This window comes from Niallia sp. FSL K6-0212, assembly GCF_038007605.1.
Classification (GTDB): Bacteria; Bacillota; Bacilli; order Bacillales; family Cytobacillaceae; genus Niallia; species Niallia circulans.
Window position 1 is genome coordinate 471,415 of sequence record NZ_JBBOXL010000001.1, and the last position, 17,136, is coordinate 488,550.

The 17,136-nt window shown below is 35.2% G+C and carries 18 protein-coding genes; 2 read left to right on the top strand and 16 right to left on the bottom strand.

Annotated elements, in window-relative coordinates:
- Positions 1-60: 60 nt before the first annotated feature.
- The 4 genes from MHH96_RS02105 to MHH96_RS02120 form a co-directional block, all read right to left on the bottom strand.
- Positions 61-777 (bottom strand): EAL domain-containing protein, encoded by a 717-nt coding sequence (locus tag MHH96_RS02105; RefSeq protein ID WP_095259527.1) that lies wholly within the window; start codon positions 775-777, stop codon positions 61-63.
- A 246-nt stretch (positions 778-1,023) separates the two neighbouring features.
- Positions 1,024-1,740 carry a response regulator gene (locus tag MHH96_RS02110; protein WP_144544577.1) on the bottom strand — a complete coding sequence of 239 codons (717 nt, stop codon included), beginning with the start codon at positions 1,738-1,740 and terminating at the stop codon, positions 1,024-1,026.
- Between the two features lie 231 nt (positions 1,741-1,971).
- Positions 1,972-2,538 (bottom strand): TetR/AcrR family transcriptional regulator, encoded by a 567-nt coding sequence (locus MHH96_RS02115; protein ID WP_047944441.1) that lies wholly within the window; start codon positions 2,536-2,538, stop codon positions 1,972-1,974.
- 2 nt (positions 2,539-2,540) lie between these two features.
- A complete protein-coding gene (locus tag MHH96_RS02120; protein WP_047944442.1) occupies positions 2,541-3,239 on the bottom strand; it encodes an MBL fold metallo-hydrolase in 699 nt (232 codons plus the stop codon).
- 649 nt (positions 3,240-3,888) lie between these two features.
- Between MHH96_RS02120 and MHH96_RS02125 the strand changes: the two genes are divergently transcribed.
- A complete protein-coding gene (locus MHH96_RS02125; protein ID WP_047944443.1) occupies positions 3,889-4,920 on the top strand; it encodes an NADH:flavin oxidoreductase/NADH oxidase in 1,032 nt (343 codons plus the stop codon).
- 126 nt (positions 4,921-5,046) lie between these two features.
- Here the strand turns inward: MHH96_RS02125 and MHH96_RS02130 are convergent, their stop codons facing one another.
- On the bottom strand, positions 5,047-5,274 hold the full coding sequence (locus MHH96_RS02130) for a hypothetical protein (RefSeq protein ID WP_047944444.1): 228 nt from the start codon (positions 5,272-5,274) through the stop codon (positions 5,047-5,049).
- Between the two features lie 188 nt (positions 5,275-5,462).
- Between MHH96_RS02130 and MHH96_RS02135 the strand changes: the two genes are divergently transcribed.
- Positions 5,463-5,648, top strand: coding sequence for a type Z 30S ribosomal protein S14 (locus tag MHH96_RS02135; protein ID WP_047944445.1), 186 nt, complete (start codon positions 5,463-5,465; stop codon positions 5,646-5,648).
- 107 nt (positions 5,649-5,755) lie between these two features.
- Here the strand turns inward: MHH96_RS02135 and MHH96_RS02140 are convergent, their stop codons facing one another.
- The 11 genes from MHH96_RS02140 to rfbA all read right to left on the bottom strand — a co-directional run bounded on the left by MHH96_RS02140 (position 5,756) and on the right by rfbA (position 16,698).
- Positions 5,756-6,367 carry an AAA family ATPase gene (locus MHH96_RS02140; RefSeq protein WP_047944446.1) on the bottom strand — a complete coding sequence of 204 codons (612 nt, stop codon included), beginning with the start codon at positions 6,365-6,367 and terminating at the stop codon, positions 5,756-5,758.
- A gap of 97 nt (positions 6,368-6,464) precedes the next feature.
- Complete coding sequence (locus MHH96_RS02145) at positions 6,465-7,331, bottom strand: class II fructose-bisphosphate aldolase (RefSeq protein WP_047944447.1); 867 nt, start codon at positions 7,329-7,331, stop codon at positions 6,465-6,467.
- A gap of 27 nt (positions 7,332-7,358) precedes the next feature.
- Positions 7,359-7,754 carry a hypothetical protein gene (locus MHH96_RS02150; protein WP_053215795.1) on the bottom strand — a complete coding sequence of 132 codons (396 nt, stop codon included), beginning with the start codon at positions 7,752-7,754 and terminating at the stop codon, positions 7,359-7,361.
- Between the two features lie 31 nt (positions 7,755-7,785).
- The gene (locus MHH96_RS02155; protein WP_047944448.1) at positions 7,786-9,075 is read right to left on the bottom strand and encodes a PTS sugar transporter subunit IIC; all 1,290 of its coding nucleotides are present in this window, start codon (positions 9,073-9,075) and stop codon (positions 7,786-7,788) included.
- Between the two features lie 25 nt (positions 9,076-9,100).
- Positions 9,101-9,409, bottom strand: a complete 309-nt coding sequence (locus tag MHH96_RS02160) for a PTS sugar transporter subunit IIB (RefSeq protein ID WP_047944449.1) — start codon at positions 9,407-9,409, stop codon at positions 9,101-9,103.
- A gap of 47 nt (positions 9,410-9,456) precedes the next feature.
- Positions 9,457-11,571, bottom strand: a complete 2,115-nt coding sequence (locus MHH96_RS02165; RefSeq protein WP_047944450.1) for a BglG family transcription antiterminator — start codon at positions 11,569-11,571, stop codon at positions 9,457-9,459.
- 545 nt (positions 11,572-12,116) lie between these two features.
- A complete protein-coding gene (locus tag MHH96_RS02170) occupies positions 12,117-13,118 on the bottom strand; it encodes an LLM class flavin-dependent oxidoreductase (protein WP_095259533.1) in 1,002 nt (333 codons plus the stop codon).
- Between the two features lie 243 nt (positions 13,119-13,361).
- Positions 13,362-14,381 carry a dTDP-glucose 4,6-dehydratase gene (gene rfbB, locus MHH96_RS02175; protein WP_328282932.1) on the bottom strand — a complete coding sequence of 340 codons (1,020 nt, stop codon included), beginning with the start codon at positions 14,379-14,381 and terminating at the stop codon, positions 13,362-13,364.
- A complete protein-coding gene (gene rfbD / locus MHH96_RS02180; RefSeq protein ID WP_328282933.1) occupies positions 14,382-15,236 on the bottom strand; it encodes a dTDP-4-dehydrorhamnose reductase in 855 nt (284 codons plus the stop codon).
- Positions 15,233-15,799, bottom strand: coding sequence for a dTDP-4-dehydrorhamnose 3,5-epimerase (rfbC, locus tag MHH96_RS02185; protein ID WP_328282934.1), 567 nt, complete (start codon positions 15,797-15,799; stop codon positions 15,233-15,235). The genes rfbD and rfbC overlap by 4 nt, the downstream gene beginning before the upstream one ends.
- A gap of 20 nt (positions 15,800-15,819) precedes the next feature.
- Positions 15,820-16,698 carry a glucose-1-phosphate thymidylyltransferase RfbA gene (gene rfbA, locus MHH96_RS02190; protein WP_328282935.1) on the bottom strand — a complete coding sequence of 293 codons (879 nt, stop codon included), beginning with the start codon at positions 16,696-16,698 and terminating at the stop codon, positions 15,820-15,822.
- Positions 16,699-17,136: the final 438 nt, after the last annotated feature.

The following is a 17,136-nucleotide window of genomic DNA, read 5'->3' on the forward strand; positions in this document are numbered from 1 at the left end:
CTTTTTCTATAAAAAACAATTATATTACTCCTTGTACTTAATAATTCATTAAAAAACTTTTTAGACCAGCATCTCTGGTTTTCCTAACAAAAATCCTTGGCCAAAAGGAACCTTCAATGCTTTAGTCATCGCTAAATCTGTCTCCTCTTCAATTCCTTCCAAGATAATTTTCATCTTTTCATCTGCAAAATCCATTAATAGATGAACTAGTTTTTGTTTTTCAGTGGAAAAAGCTAAATTGTTGGAAAAATAACGATCTAGTTTAAGATAGCTAGGAGAAATCTCTAAGATTTTCTCAAAATTTGCTATGCCTTTCCCAAAATCATCTAAAGCTATTTGAAACTGATTGTCTTTTAGAAAGGTAATCTTCTCCTTAAATAGAGAGGAATCCCATAGCTCTTCCTCTAATACTGTTTCATTTAATTCAAAGATAATCTTCCCTTTCATGGCTGGGAATTTTTCAAGTAAAGATAGAATCAGCGAATCAAATGATTCATGTATGATGGTTGATGGAAATATATTGATAAATAGTGGCTTCTTTCTTCTTGATGAAAGTATCTGGTAGTGTTCAATCGTATTGTTAATAAGAAAGGTATCTAATTCAGATAAATAATTCTCTTTTCTCGCATCAGCGAAGAAAGCTTCTAACGAGATGTCTGGCTCTTGGGATATACGCAGCAATGATTCATATCCGATAATCTTCCATTCTTTTATATTCCAAATTGGCTGATATACATGATAAAACTTTTTGCTTTTTAATCTTGTTATTATATCCACTTAGGGTATCCTCCAAAATAAACGAAAAGTCCTGATTTTTCAAATTTATCTAATCATACAAGTAAATTTACCGATTCTGTCAGTATTTGTCTATTGAACTTAACGCCATTTAGACATAATTTTAGTCATTTCTGTATGAAAAAGATACTTTTTAAACAGAACTTTAGCCATTTGAGAGTATCTACATAATATTCCATGTTTCGACATATTTATTTTTATTTAGGAGATATAAAAGTACTAGCTAACTTATAAAAGCATAGATACTCTTTCCTTTACCTCATTAATTTTCAACTTTGATATTTTCGCTTGTCTGTTTACTCCATCAAAATAGGCAATATACGTTTCCTTATAGGGACTAATCTCTGTCACCTTTTCTAGATTGATAATATAGGAACGATGCGACAGAAAAAATGTATCATCTAATTGAGGTAATAACTCTCCAATATTTTCCCGAGTCTCCACTATATCTTTGGCCGTATATATAACACATTTCTTGCCTATTTTCTCAATAAAATATATTTCTTCCTTTTTAATATAATACATGCCTTTATGATATTTAACTGGTAAATTATTGAAAGAGAACCTTTCTCTCTTGCTCGCTATCACTCGTTTTGCTTTTTCAATAGCTTTAGATAATCGAAAACTTCTGAATGGCTTGACCAAAAAATCAATAGCATCTAATTCCAATGCTTCTAATGCATCCTTCTCACCTTCTGCTAAAAAAATAAAATGAATTTCTCCCCCTAATTGGTAACATTGCTTCATGACTTCCAGTCCGTTCATAGATGGTAAATCTACTTCTGTTATTATCAAATCAGGCTTCCACTTCTGATATTGATAAACTAAATCATTGCCGTTATCACACACAGCAATAATTTCTATATCCTTATGATCCTTTAAATAATAACGAATACGAGCGATCACTCGTTTATCTTTATCGGCTATCATTACCCTAATTAACATAGTAACTCCTTTCTCTATGTTTCTATTAAATGCAACAGGATAGACTTATTTTCTTAAAACTTCTTATCAAAAATGAATGTTTTTATCATTACAAATAGGCAGATAAATAGTTAAACGACTGAACTATTTTAACATGTTCCTTTTCTTTAAACCAAACAAAAGTCATTAGTGAATACGCCTACTTTTACCATAAAAAAAGGGCGACTATAATAGTGACCCTTTCCACTTCGCTTATGAATGTTTTTCCAACCCTTCAATAAAAGTAGAAACCAGATAATGAAAGCTTTTATCCAGCTCTATCGGCATGCCAAATCCTTTTTGATTTTCAATAGAGGCAAATCCATGAAGAATGCTCCTTAGCCCGCGAATGGCATGAATGGTCTCTTCTTCGTTTAAATCATATGGCTTTAATACTTCTATTAATAATTGAATTATTTGATTAGCAGCCGTTTGAATTTCCTCTCCTTTCTTCGATGCCGATTCAATAGTTAACATGTAGAGCCCTGGCTGCTCTCTCGCATAGGTTAAGTAGGCGAAGCTTAGATTATGGATAGTCTCTGCTTTTCCACCTTCCATTATTGCGTTCTTTAATAACTGATATAGACTTTCTAATGCTCGCAATGTTAACAGATTCATGATATCGGGAAGCCCATTGATATGATTATATAGGGATGGAGATTTAACCTGAAGTCGCTTTGCTAGATTAGCTATCGTTACTTCCTTTAATCCTTCCGTATTGGCAATTTCGATTGCCATGGCAATAATATCATTATGTGTTATTCCTGCTCTTGGCGACATATTTATCCTCTTTCTTTTTTAAGTAATGATTCAATAGAAGGCTGAGCATTTTCCAGCAGATCTCCATGCCCAGTGGCTAAAAGACTAATATTTAGAGACAGCACTTTCTTCGCACTCTCAATGGCTTTCTCCTTATTCCAGGTTGCCAATGCTGGAAAAGGAAAGAAAGTCCGAAATTGACCACTTATAGCAAAGCCTCCTCTTGTATGAAAAGCATCTCCAGTAATCAAACTATTATCTCGTTTATCGAGAAAGCCAAAGCTCCCTGGTGTATGTCCTGGTAAAGAAATACTTATTAGCGAACCAATTTGATCCCCATCTTTTATTAGCACATCTGGATTCGTCTTGATATTTTTAGGTAAACCCCCTTTTAAAACAAAGGGTTCCTCTTGCTTGTCAATAGTATGATCCCCGCCTAATATGCGAGCATCTCGTACAGATATATAGACTTTCGCATCTGGTAATCTTTCTTTTAGGGCATCTAATGAGCCAATATGATCTCCATGGGCATGAGTAAGAATAATCTTCGTAATCGGTTTATTCAGTTTTTCAGCAAATAAGAGAATTTTTTTATAGCTGAAAGGCAAAGCTGTATCAATTAATGTTAATTCTTCCCCTTCCTCGACGAGATAGCAGTTCACTGGAAAAATTCTTGGCAAAAAAGTCAATTGATATAAATAATTATGGTGGATAATTCTCAATAGTCAAACCTCCTGATTAAAAAAACTAATGGTATTAGTTTCATTTTAACTAATGCTATTAGTTTTAGCAAGTCATTGTTTTTTAAATAAAAAAATACTCTTCATGTCCGAGAGTATTTTAAAAAACACCTTATTATTTGTTATCCTTTTAAATCTCTCTTTTTTTGCCGCAACGCACACACTTATTGGAGTAATAACTAAATTTATGGCGTCTTTTAAAAAAACAGATAATGGAACCTAGTCTCACTTTATCATCTCCATCCCCAATAAATAATTTGAGTATCCAATTATCTTATTCTGTGATGTTGCGCCTATGAAAGATTTAAGCCGCTCTCTATATATTGTATTCATTATATAACAACATATTAATAAGATAAAAGGTAATACTGTTAATTTACTGTATATTTTTAATATTTAAATAGTAATTTGTGCAATTACATTTCTCTTTTCTTATTTTATTTTTATCATGGATGAAATATGTAAGATTTCATCTATTAAAATAAATATTTTTTATAACAATCGATAGGATTTATTTTCAGCATCTTGTACATAATAAATCATTGGTGAAAGCATAATATTTGAATTAAATAGCGGCTGGTGGTAAGTTTTTAGACAAACATATATTTTATTGATGAAAGAAGGCAAAAATATGAAGGATCTATTTTCTCCTTTTTCTTATAAAGGATTAGAATTAAAAAACCGAGTGGTAATGCCTCCAATGTGTCAATATTCAGTGGAGAAGAAAGATGGAATTGCAACAGATTGGCATTATGTTCATTATGTAAGCCGTGCGATTGGCGGTGCTGGATTAATTATTATTGAAATGACTGATGTAGAACCAGATGGCCGTATTACAGATAACGATTTAGGTTTATGGTCTGATGAGCAAATTGCACCATTGAAACGTATTGTCGATGCTTGTCATCAATATGGCGCAAAAGTGGGTATACAAATTGCACATGCTGGTAGAAAAGCAGAAGATGCTCCACAACCAGTATCAGCATCTGCTATTCCATTTGATGATAAATCAAAAACTCCAAGAGAATTAACAACACAAGAAGTAAAAGAAATGGTAGAAAAATTCCGCCAAACAGCTGCCCGTGCAATAAAAGCTGGTTTTGATACTATCGAGATTCATGGTGCACATGGATATTTAATTCATCAATTCCAATCTGCCTATACAAATAAACGTACAGATGAATATGGTCAAGATTTGACGAAGTTTGGTGTAGAAGTCATTAAAGCGGTGAAAGCAGAAATGCCGACTGACATGCCACTAATCATGCGTGTTTCTGGTAAAGAGTATGTAGAAGGCGGATACGATATTGAAGACAGTGTTGCTTTTTCTAAAAAATACGAAGAAGCTGGAGTAGATATTTTCCATGTCAGTGCAGGTGGAGAAGGCCCAATTGCAGCTGCTGGCAGACCTGGGACACATGTTGCCTACCAAGTTCCTCTAGCTCGTGCATTTAAACAAGAACTAAATGTGCCCGTTATTGCTGTTGGAAGACTGGATTCAGCAGAACTAGCAAACTCTGTTATTGGGAACGAGGATGCAGACCTTGTTGCTGTAGGAAGAGGAATGCTTCGCAACCCATATTGGACTATCGAAGCAGCGGCGCAATTGCGCAAAGAAACAGAAATGCCAAAACAATATGCTGTTGCCTTTCCCAAAAGATAAAATTCCAAAAGTGCCTGAGAGTTGATCTCGGGTGCTTTTTTGTGGGGAATCGGAGGGAAGGTTCTTCTGTTTCCATTTAGACTTGCTATTAAATAAGGATTCCATAGAACCATCCCTCCGGTTTCTTTACATACCTGTTTTATACTTCTTTTCACTTGAGGATGTATTTTTGGTGTCATGTTTTGCCTTTTCTTCTCTTTGTTCTTCTTTTAAATCTTCCATTGGAATGGAATCAACTGTCTGCTCTATCTCAAACTTATCAAATAAACTTTCATTTTCTGTAGGGTATTGTTCTGGATTCTCCATATTCATCTGTGTCTTATTCGAAGTAGATTTTCCTTTATTCTCAGCCATCAGCGTCACCTCCCTATTTATATTATTTATACCCGGGTTTCATAGAAAGTACTCAGAGGTTCTGCTGTTTCCCATTAAGAATAACTGTAATGATGGGGACCACAAGAACCGTATCTCTATCTGCCATTAATCTCCTATTTTTTTAAAATAATTATTAGTTTATAATTATTTTAAAAGGAGGCTGAATAATGGCTAAACAAGCACTTATCAATAAACAAAAACGTACTGCTAAATATAAAGTACAAGAATATACACGATGCGAACAATGCGGAAGACCTCATTCTGTATACCGCAAATTTAAATTATGCCGGATTTGCTTAAGAGAATTAGCCTACAAAGGCCAAATTCCTGGACTAAAAAAAGCAAGCTGGTAATATAAAGGGGAATCACGAGGATGTTTTTCTAATTCCCTTTCGTGGTTCTCTTCAAAAAGAGAGACAGTAAAACGTTCTCGTCGCTTCCCCTAATGATATATATGCTCCTATTCTAAACTTAGGTACGTTTCAACATTATCTATTAAATCCGTATAATTCACATTAGTATAATCGGTCACATCCACTTCAAAAAGTCTCCCTAAATTGAATGTGTTATAACCTCTTGTTTTACATCTTTCTATGAACTCTTCATAAGTTAGTAAGTTATCTGCTTTTTCTCTATTAGTTAAATAATCTCCCTTCTTATAAGAATTAACTATATGACTTAAGTGTCTAGTTGGATCTAAGTCTCGTTTTTGCTGACGCTCATATAATATATCCAAATCTGCGATTAACCTAATGGTAATAACTTTATAGTTATAATTTCCGCTTAATTTTTCTAGATAAGTTTTTTGTTTACTGCTAAAAGGATAATCTGAAATAATGCCGTTACCTCTTTTCATTTGCTTTTCCATTATTTCATAGTATTTTTCCCATGCTATTCTTTCAATTTGTTGCTTCTCTTTTATATTACGAAAGCCGTACCTATCGAAATAGTCCTCTTTTATATCGTCTGGTGAAATCCTGACTAAACCGCCTAGCTTCTTTTTAATAATATTACTTAGAAAAGTCTTCCCAGTTCCTGGATAACCCGCTAATAAAATTAAGACCCCATTCATTTCTAATCACCTCTTCCACTATTCATACAAGAAAAAAGAGTACTTTTTTTAAATACTTGTACTCTCTTCTCGCAATAAGGAGCAATATTTGGGGTAATTATAAGACGTTATTTATAGCCCCTTCCTTATTCATGAAAATTTCTATTTTATGTTTTACAATTTCCTTTACAGCTTCATTACATGGAATAATATTGTGTCGCAGGGATTTATTTTCTTTTGTTTCATCAAAATATTTTTTTGCTGTTTTTGTCCAAGTCACCAGTAATTCTGTACCTACATTAAACTTCCGAATACCGTTATTTATTAATTCGTGAATATCGTTTTCCTTTACACCTGTTCCTCCATGAATAACTAAAGGTACATCTACTAATCTGTTGATTTCTTTCAATAGCGGTATATTTACATCTGTTTTTGATTTGTATTGTCCATGATTGGTGCCAATGGCAATTGCCAATGCATCTACTCCTGTTGCTTTTACAAATTTCAAAGCATCCTGCGGATCTGTATAAATCTTGTCACTCTCCTCCACATGAATTCCTTCTTCAGTTCCCCCGATAGTTCCTAACTCTCCTTCTACAGATACACCATGCTGGTGAGCATATTCCACTACTGCACTTGTCTTCATAATATTTTCTTTAAAGGGCAAGTGAGAACCATCAAACATAACAGATGTATACCCTTTATCTATCGCTTCTTTAATGTCATTGAAATCACGTGCATGATCCAAATGGAGAACTACATCTACCATCTCCTTAGTAGCCATAGACTTACAAACCGCTACTATGTTTTCATGCCCGATATATTTAGCCGTATCTATACTTGTTTGGATAATGATAGGTGCGCCCATTTCCTTTGCTGCCCGTATCATTTCTGGCAGCATCTCTAAATTATGTGCATTAAAGGCACCTACTGTATAATTTAGTGCCTCGGCTTTACGAGTAACTTCTTTTAATGTTGTATACATATTGTGATTTTCCTCCCTAAATAAGTATCACTTAACACCACGGGTAACATCTTTTGAAATTTGCATCAGCAGATCTATTTTATTCAAAAAAGTCTGTAAATTATCGACATCATTACTTTCCGCTGCTTCTGCTCTTTTTTTGTTATATAGCTTTAGTAATGTTTTAAAGCTTTCTCCAATTGTTTTTTTCAGCTGAAGACTTTTTTCTAGTGAAGCTATTGCATTCTCTTCATCACCAAGCTCGTAATAGGCTAAACCTATCTCTTCAAAGACCCTTGCCTGATTCTCAATAGTCAACGACTGTACTTCTATTGATTTTCTCGATATAAAACCTAATAATTCTTCTTTCTGATCCTCCGTAAGCTTCTTTTTCGATATGGTATTCTCGTTTTTATTTTTCTCTGATTTTCTTTTAAACCACATAATCATTCCCTCCAAATCCAGTTAATTCCTCTTAGAAGGCCTTCATTAATGGACCAATCAGCCATGCATATAATAAAGCAACTGTTACAGTATCTACATCTGTTGCTGTTGCATTGACAAATCCCATAGAGTTAAAAATGGTTACTAATAGTGCCGGTAATAAGGTGATAAAAAATCCGTGGAATATTCCTCCTATAATGGCTCCTCGTCTTCCACCTGTTAGATTTCCAAAAATTCCTGCTGTCCCCCCTGCAAAGAAGGCGGTTAATATCCCTGGTAAAATCATCGCTAAACCAAAGATAGGAAGAACAAACATCGCAATGATTGATCCAATGACAGTCGTAATAAAACCAACAATTACCGCATTAGGACTGTAAGGAAAAAGAACTGGACAATCAAGTGCAGGCTTTGCATTTGGAACGACACGCATAGCTATCCCTCTGAACGCCGGGACAATCTCCCCTAATAACAAGCGCACCCCTGATAACAGTACATAAACTCCTACTACAAATTGGATGGATTGCAAGAATGCATACATGATATAATTCGTGCTTCCAGAAAAAGTAGAAGCAAATTCCTCACCGGCAAAAATAGCTGTAATAATGAATAGAGGAACCATCACTGTCATTAAGGAAAGATACGTATCTTGCAAAAATTCTAATTGAGAAGGCAGCTTTATATCTTCCACTGATTTTTTCTTTTCGCCTTTTTCCCCGAATACTTTTGCTACCCCAGCTTCAAAAACATAACCAATTGTACAAAAATGTCCTAATGCAATCTCATCCATACCCGTAATTTTTCGTACAAATGGCTGAGCAATTGCCGGCATAGCGACCGCAAAGATTCCTCCAATTAAACCGCCTATCAGTATTAATGCTAATCCGCGTAAGCCAGCAAAATATCCAAAAACAGTGGTCATAGTAGCCATCCATAATATCGCTTGACCTGTAAGGAATATATATTTCCATCTAGTGAATCGAGCTATCAGAATATTAAAAACAAATATAGCTAAAAAGGTAAGTGCAATATCGCGACCTAACCCCAATTCATTCATAGCCTGACCATTAATAGCCTCTATGGAGGGAATAATCCCTTGCATATGAAAACCTTCTGTAAAAATCTCTCCGAAATACAGTAAACTTCCTACAATAATACTGGAGCCAGCTGATAAAACCATAAATCCTAACAATGTCTTTAAAGAACCCGATATAATTTGTCCAGTCGATTTTTTTTGTAAAATAAGTCCAAGCATCGCAATTAAAGCAACCGTAATAGATGCTTGCGTTAAGATATTTTGGATGATAAAGTTGATGACGCTCATTTTTATCCCTCTCTCTACCTATTTATTAAGATAGCACACCTTTTTCTCGTAAAACCGGTGTTAGTTTTTCTTCAATTTCTTGTTTTGAAACAATATTTTTCAAATAGATGATGTGAGTTTTGGAAGGATCAATAGTGAACTTTTCGAATTGAGTCTGGAAGTTTTGTGCCGTAATAATAATGTCTGGTTTTGCTGCCGCGCTTGAGGAAATGTCACTGTGATCTAATTTTGCATTTACTTTTAGTTTATTTAACACATCCTCCGCTGCCATCTGACACGCAAAGCTGCTTCCTAACCCAGCACCACAGACAAATAAAATATTTAACTTTTTCAATTAGCATTCTCCTTTAACTTTTTAATAGTTTGATAGCATTAGCAAAATCAATTTTTATTGCATGAATTCTTTTCAAACAACTCTTGCTTAAAAATAGCTAGATTATCTGCATGGATTAATCTTTCTACCTTTTGTTTATCATTTATCAAATCAACCAAGCTCTTCATTATGTTTAGATGAGAGTAAGAATCTACAGCTGCTAAGCAAAAAATAATTTTCACAGGATCATTTTCTTCATTTCCAAACATAATTGGTTCTTTCAATGTCATCACACTAATTCCTAATTCATTCACACCGTCTTCTGGTCTAGCATGCGCAAGCGCCAAGTGCTTCCCTATCACAATATAAGGACCGTATTCTTCAACAGAATGAATCATTGCCTCAATATATCTAGCTTCGATAACTTGCTCCGTTACTAAAGGGAGAGAGACTCGCTCAATCACCTCCTTCCAATCTTCACATTCTTGATGGAGTATAATATTCTTATCCCTGAGGATATCTTGTAACATTGGCTGAATCTCCCTTGTATTAAATTTCAAGCGGTGTTGTTTAAAGGTATCTACTAGGTTCAGATAGCTCTCCGCTGTTATCTTTGCACCGCACGCTTCCATTAAGGTTAGTATGTCCTGCAGCATCTTGGTTGCATCTCTTTCATTAGACACTAATCTTCTTTTTTCTTTATTTTGTTCTAAGAAAGCATCAATCTCTTTTTTATCACTTTCTCTTAATATAGGATTAAGCAAAAGGGAGGGTTTCTTAGAATAGTCAATCGGAATGGTTGAGAAAATAATGTCTACATCTAACTTGTCGATAAAAGACAGTTCATAGGAACTCAAAACAGTGACTATCTCTATATTGAATTGCTCCTTTAAATTTGCCGCCAACAGCCTTCCTGTAGAAATACCGTGATTACAGACAACTACCGCTTGATAAATATACTGCTCCTCTTGCTTCATCCGACTTGTCGATGTAGAAAAATAAATAGTCAAAAAGCCTATTTCATCCTCTGATAATGGTTTCTTTATATAACTTTCTATATGGTTACTAAATCCTGCTACCGCTTGATAGATCCAACTATAGGATTCCTTAATTGTCTCTTTTAATGGATTGAATACCTTTATGTCATTCCTTGCTCTACTGAGTAAGCCTGTAATATGTTTATACAATCCCTCATATAAATCTTCTTCTTCCAAAGAGAAAGGGATAAGTGTTACTTTCTCCACATGAATGATTAGTTGAATTGTCAATAGCTGTGCTGTAACCCAATCGAGTGAATTACTCATATCTTTCGAATCAAAAGATTCAATCGTAAAGGCAATATATTTCATTTCTGATAGGGAGGGATATAGCTTAAAGCGCTCACAAATTTGATCGATAAAATCTCTAATTTGCCCTTCCGTTAATTCTCTTTTTCCTTTTACCGTATCACTAATGGTATTGCCATCATGTATCCGTCTAATCCAAATGGCTAAAAATAAGATAACTTGATTATGATATAAAGGATTAACATCTGGGTTCAACTGCTTCAATTGCTGGTTATACAATTGTGCAATAATCTTTATCCGTTCTCTTTCCAAAAAGTTTAATACTAGCCTAGCCTCAAAATTAATTTCCTTCGGCATTCTGCTCGATAGCGTTATATAATCGAAATCTGTCCGATTATTAATGACATCAAAAAGCATCGACCGAATAGACCTTTCATCCCCTTGTAAAACAACTCCTTGCTTCGGAAGACTTACGACTTGAATACCATACTTTTTTAAATGCTGACGTATCTTACGCATATCTTCATCCACTGTACTTTTCGATACTTGTAAACGTCCTTCCATTTCATATAAGAGAGTGGTTTTACTAGTATCAGCAATATCTAAAAGTAATACTAAGAAACGCTCGTCAGGATGGTAATATTCTTTCGTTCCTTCCGCATTCATTCGCTCCAATAAGGTTTTTGCATCTCTATGTGCCAGAGTAAGCTGCATTCCCTTCCCTCTTTTTGTGGTAACCAGTGAATAATTGTTGCTTTGGAGAAACTCATTAATTAGCATTAATTCATTTCGCAAGGTTCGTTGGCTAATATGGTATTCATTACTTAAATCTTCTAAAGTTAAATACGTATTTGCCGTTAGAAGTCTTTTCAATACTTGTTTTGTGCGTTCCTTCATGAAAAGTAACCCCTTTCATAATTTGATTATAATTAACTGTTTATAAGAAGTTTAGTATATGTTTTTGCAACTTTAACTGGCAAAAATGTAAGCGATTAAATAATTATTCATATGCATAGTTATTGCATCTTCATCTCATTATCAAAAAAATATGAAATATGATAAATTACATAATTGTAGGCGTAGAAAGTGTCCAGAAAAATCGAACTGGATTATAAATAGAAAGTTCAAATGTTAGTTATTAAAAAAAGGGAGAACCATCCCTCCGCTTCCTCAAAACCCAAATAATCCCACTTTTTCCTATTACTTTACCGTTTAATCTGCTTAAAATCGTCTATATATAAGAAAAAAGGAGGCGTTATAGATGGTTAAAAATGAAGATTTAAAAAACAAAACAGTGGATCGTGATTTTAAAATAACAGAGGAACAAAAAGAGAAACAGCAAGAAAAGAAAAAAGAGGATAAAGAGAAATAATGGTAAAAAAGAGTACTTGCTCTTTCAGGAGCTAGTACCCTTTTTTATGATTTAATTTTTTGCTGAACTTTTATTTTCCCTCTACTACTTCTCTTAATATTTCATAAGAGCGTTTCTGTTTTTCAGGATCAAAAATATAAGAAACTGCCATGATTTCATCGACATTAAAGCGTTCCTGGAAAGCTGTAAGCTGGTTGCGAACGGAATCTTTGCTTCCTAAAAGAGTCACGCTAGACATGGATCTGGCCATTTCTTCTTCTTGTGGATTCCAAAGACCATCTAAACTATTCACCGGTGGCTGAAGCGGCATTTGTGTTCCCCGTACAACATTTAGGAAAAATTGATGAGTAGACGTCTGCAAAACAGCCGCCTCTTCATCTGTTTCAGCGGCAATCAAATTTAAACAAACCATCATATATGGCTTATCCAAATACTTCGAAGGTTTGAAACGCTCACGATAAATCTTGATTGCATCCGCCATATATCTCGGTGCAAAATGAGAAGCAAACACATAAGGCAGTCCTAGACTTGCCGCTAAATAAGCTGAATCAGTGGAAGAACCAAGAATATATATCGGTACATTTGTACCAACACCCGGATGTGCTTTCACATAACCTTGATCCTCTTCAGGTCCAAAGTACGTTAGAAGAGCATTAACATCCTCTGGGAACGTATAGACGGAATCCTTTTGTGACCGTCTTAACGCACTCGCAGTCAGCATGTCGGTTCCTGGTGCTCTGCCAAGTCCTAAATCTACTCGATTTGGATAAATCGTTGCCATCGTTCCAAATTGTTCGGCAACTACCAATGGAGAATGGTTCGGAAGCATCACGCCGCCAGATCCTACGATAATGCTGTCTGTATGTTCAAGCGTATGCTTAATGAGAATAGCTGTTGCCGAACTAACAAGTGTAGATGTATTATGATGCTCAGCAATCCAATAACGTTTATAGCCCATTTTCTCTGTTGCTTGAGCTAAATCCACCATTGATTCAATAGCTTCGTTAGAAGTTTGTCCCTCACGAATCGGGGCAAGGTTTAATACAGATATAGGTATATTTAAATTTGCCATTTTGCAAGATCCTTTCTTGTTTAAGTCATTCTTAATCATATCAATTGCTTAACAAGAAAAAAAATTATTTGCTTGAAGGAATAGGAGTAAATTATAAAGGAAGGTTAGAGAAAAACAAGAAAAATTTCAACCCATTACCTATCTAACAAAAATATCTCTTCCCCGTTTTTCTCAGTCTCCATGTCTTTTCTAAAAAAGACAAAAAAGCAGAAAAACTGCTTTCTCTGCTTTTTTTATTTCTATTTACAATGTATACTGTTTCTCAAAATAATTCTGATATTCCCCGCTGATGATTTGCTCCCACCATTCCTTGTTGTCTAAATACCATTGGATCGTTTGGGCAATGCCAGACTCAAATGTATAGGTTGGTTTCCAGCCTAATGCTTCTAATTTTGTTGGGTCAATCGCATAGCGTTTATCATGTCCTAGTCGATCCGTTACGAATTCGATTAAGTCTTCTGACTTGCCTAGTGTACTAATGATTGTTTTTACTACTTCTAGGTTTGTACGTTCGTTATGACCGCCAACATTGTATACTTCTCCATTTGCACCTTCATGCAGCACTAAATCAATTGCCGCACAATGATCTAATACGTGTAACCAGTCACGAATGTTTTTACCGTCTCCATAAACAGGAATCTTTTGTTCATTCAACACGCGAGATATCGTTAATGGAATTAATTTCTCTGGGAAATGGTATGGTCCATAGTTGTTGGAACAACGCGTAATATTGATTGGCAAGCCAAATGTTTCATGATAGGCACGAACAAGCATATCGGAGGATGCTTTACTTGCACTGTATGGGCTATTTGGCTGTAATGGTGTATCTTCTGTAAAGAAGGTTGTTGGATCAAAATCCAATTCACCATATACTTCATCTGTCGATACATGAACAAATTTTGTTACCCCAATTGCCTTTGACGCATCCAGTAATACTTGTGTACCTAGTACATTAGTAACCACGAAAATTTCAGGGTTGGTAATCGAACGATCGACATGGCTTTCTGCTGCAAAATGAGTAACATAATCAAACTTTTCTTTTTCAAAAAGTGCGAAAATGGCCTCACGATCTGCGATATCTGCCTTTACGAAATGATAGTTATCCTTCGCTTCGATTTCCTTATGCTTCGTTAAATCTCCTGCATAGGTTAATAAATCTAAATTATAGATATCATAATCGGGATATTTGTTGACCATATATTGAACAAAGTTACCGCCGATAAATCCTGCTCCACCTGTTACTAGTACTTTCTTTCTTGCCATTTAATTCACCTCTTCTTGTAATTCAGCGATATATCGCGTTAATGCATCCTGCCATGCAGGAAGACGAGTAAATCCATTCTTCTCTAGCTTGTCCTTTGACATCCGGGAATTCTTTGGACGAACAGCTTTAGTCGGGTATTCTTCAGTCGTAATGCTATTTACTTTCACGGCTTTTCCCGCTACTTGAAAAATTTCTTTCGCAAAGTCTGCCCATGTAGTAAATCCTTCATTAGAAGCATGATACACGCCATACTTCTCCGTTTCAGCCATATCTAGTAATAGCTTCGCTAAATCAAATGTATACGTAGGAGAGCCATATTGATCCCCGACTACATTCAATTCCTTTCTTGTTTCCGCCAAACGAAGCATCGTTTTAATAAAGTTATTGCCGTTGATGCCAAATACCCAAGAAATACGGACAATGAAGTACTTATCTAATAAGCTTTGTACAGCTTTTTCACCTTCATGTTTCGTTATTCCATAGTAGCCAACTGGATTAGCTGCATCTTCTTCTGTGAAAGGCTCTATCCCTGTTCCTTCAAAGACATAATCGGTGCTAATGTAAATAAATTTAGCATCCACGCTTTTAGCCGACGCTGCCAAGTACTTTGTCCCATTTACATTCACATCAAAGCAGACATCCTTGTTATCCTCTGCGTTATCGACTGCCGTATAAGCAGCACAATGTATGACCACATCTGGCTTTACGGTATGTATATAGTTTCGCACCTGCTCTTCTTGCGTAATATCCAGTTCCTTATGACCGACGCCAATCATATCAAATCCACGCTTTTTTCCTTCTAATACCACATCATAACCTAATTGACCGGAATAGCCTGTCACTAAAATCTTCATTTATTCTCACCAAAAGTAAAATTATTATCAGCATCTTTCAATAATGGTGCTTTTTCATCTTTTTCTGAAAGAACCGGCGTAATTTCTAATGGCCATTCAATGCCAATTTCAGGATCATTCCAACTAATTCCTCGATCACAATCAGGGGCGTATAAGTTGTCGACTTTATATTGCACTTCCACATCATCCGTAATCGTCATAAATCCGTGCGCAAACCCTTGTGGGATTAATAATTGCTTTTTATTTTCAGCAGAAAGCTCGATTCCAAACCACTTACCGAACGTAGGGCTACCTTTGCGAATATCTACCGCCACATCAAAAATAGCCCCTTTTGTACAGCGGACTAATTTTGTCTGTGCCTTCGGGTTTAATTGATAATGTAAGCCGCGAAGCGTTCCTTTTGTTGCCGAAAACGATTGATTATCTTGGACAAAACGAATATCGATTCCTGCCCTTTGGAAGATTTCCTCATTATAGGTTTCCATGAACCAGCCACGATGATCCCCGAATACTTTTGGTTCCACTACTTTTAATCCTTGGATAAATGTTTCTGTAATTTGCATCCTATGCACCTCAAATCTACTTAATATTTAATATCGCCTTTTGCCACTTTTAATAAATATTGTCCATAACCTGTTTTAGAGTAGAGATTTCCTTGTTCAATTAGCGAATCGTTGGTAATCCAACCATTGATGTAACCAATTTCCTCTGGTGCAGCAATCTTAATTCCTTGATGGTCCTCAATTGTCCGAACAAAATTAGAAGCCTCTAATAAACTTTGATGCGTTCCTGTATCTAACCATGTATAGCCTCTGCCAAGTAACTCTACTTCTAATTCTCCAAGCTGCAAGTACGCTTCATTAATAGACGTAATTTCTAGCTCTCCACGATGAGATGGCTGGACTTTTTTTGCAATATCTACTACTCGATTGTCATAAAAATAGAGACCTGTAATCGCATAATTAGACCTAGGCACTTCTGGTTTTTCTTCCACGCTTAACACTTTTCCGTCTTCATTAAATTCTACTACACCAAAGCGTTCCGGATCCTGAACATGGTAGCCAAATACGGTTGCCCCGTGTTCCTTTTGTGCTGCACGTTGGAGGATTTTTCTCATTCCGCTTCCATAATATATATTATCACCTAAAATCATCGCAACCGAATCATCGCCAATGAATTCTTCCCCTATAATAAATGCTTGAGCAAGTCCTTCTGGCTTTGGCTGCACTTTATACTGCAAGGTAATGCCAAATTGAGAACCGTCACCTAGCAGTGCTTCAAATCGAGGGGTGTCCTCGGGTGTAGAAATAATTAAAATATCTTTAATTCCCGCCAACATTAAAGTAGATAGGGGGTAATAGATCATTGGTTTATCATTAATCGGTAAAAGCTGTTTACTTGTCACTAAAGTAAGTGGATAAAGTCTTGTCCCGCTTCCGCCAGCTAGTATAATTCCTTTCATGTAAGAAATTCTCCTTTTCTTTTAAGCTTACAATTTTATTTTACCCTAAATAAATAACAACTTATATGAATGTAATCAAAAAATAATTTTTAGCTAGTAATTAATAGAAAAAAACGATGGAAATGAATGCTACATATAAAAATTAGCAATAATGATAGAAAAAGTCAAAAATCTTTATTGAATTCCTTCCTACTATGGAAAAAGATTGTATTTTCTACAAATAGAAAACCCTATTGTTGTAATCAAATTTTAAGGATATAACGTCTTCTTTCATCAAACTTATTAGTTTCCTCTATTATAAAGGATATAAATGGTAGTAATTAAAAGGAAATAGTATTATACTATTTTTGAATTAGGTAAATAGAACACTGTATAGTCCTATCATAAACTTAACTATTGTAATAAAGAAGATAATTATTTATCGCAAAAAGTGTGGTA

Coding starts and splice junctions, on each gene's coding strand:
- MHH96_RS02110 (WP_144544577.1), bottom strand. CDS start 1,740: ATGTTAATTAGGGTAATGATAGCCGATAAAGATAAACGAGTGATCGCT.
- MHH96_RS02115 (WP_047944441.1), bottom strand. CDS start 2,538: ATGTCGCCAAGAGCAGGAATAACACATAATGATATTATTGCCATGGCA.
- MHH96_RS02125 (WP_047944443.1), top strand. CDS start 3,889: ATGAAGGATCTATTTTCTCCTTTTTCTTATAAAGGATTAGAATTAAAA.
- MHH96_RS02130 (WP_047944444.1), bottom strand. CDS start 5,274: ATGGCTGAGAATAAAGGAAAATCTACTTCGAATAAGACACAGATGAAT.
- MHH96_RS02135 (WP_047944445.1), top strand. CDS start 5,463: ATGGCTAAACAAGCACTTATCAATAAACAAAAACGTACTGCTAAATAT.
- MHH96_RS02140 (WP_047944446.1), bottom strand. CDS start 6,367: ATGAATGGGGTCTTAATTTTATTAGCGGGTTATCCAGGAACTGGGAAG.
- MHH96_RS02145 (WP_047944447.1), bottom strand. CDS start 7,331: ATGTATACAACATTAAAAGAAGTTACTCGTAAAGCCGAGGCACTAAAT.
- MHH96_RS02150 (WP_053215795.1), bottom strand. CDS start 7,754: ATGTGGTTTAAAAGAAAATCAGAGAAAAATAAAAACGAGAATACCATA.
- MHH96_RS02155 (WP_047944448.1), bottom strand. CDS start 9,075: ATGAGCGTCATCAACTTTATCATCCAAAATATCTTAACGCAAGCATCT.
- MHH96_RS02165 (WP_047944450.1), bottom strand. CDS start 11,571: ATGAAGGAACGCACAAAACAAGTATTGAAAAGACTTCTAACGGCAAAT.
- MHH96_RS02170 (WP_095259533.1), bottom strand. CDS start 13,118: ATGGCAAATTTAAATATACCTATATCTGTATTAAACCTTGCCCCGATT.
- rfbB (WP_328282932.1), bottom strand. CDS start 14,381: ATGGCAAGAAAGAAAGTACTAGTAACAGGTGGAGCAGGATTTATCGGC.
- rfbD (WP_328282933.1), bottom strand. CDS start 15,236: ATGAAGATTTTAGTGACAGGCTATTCCGGTCAATTAGGTTATGATGTG.
- rfbC (WP_328282934.1), bottom strand. CDS start 15,799: ATGCAAATTACAGAAACATTTATCCAAGGATTAAAAGTAGTGGAACCA.
- rfbA (WP_328282935.1), bottom strand. CDS start 16,698: ATGAAAGGAATTATACTAGCTGGCGGAAGCGGGACAAGACTTTATCCA.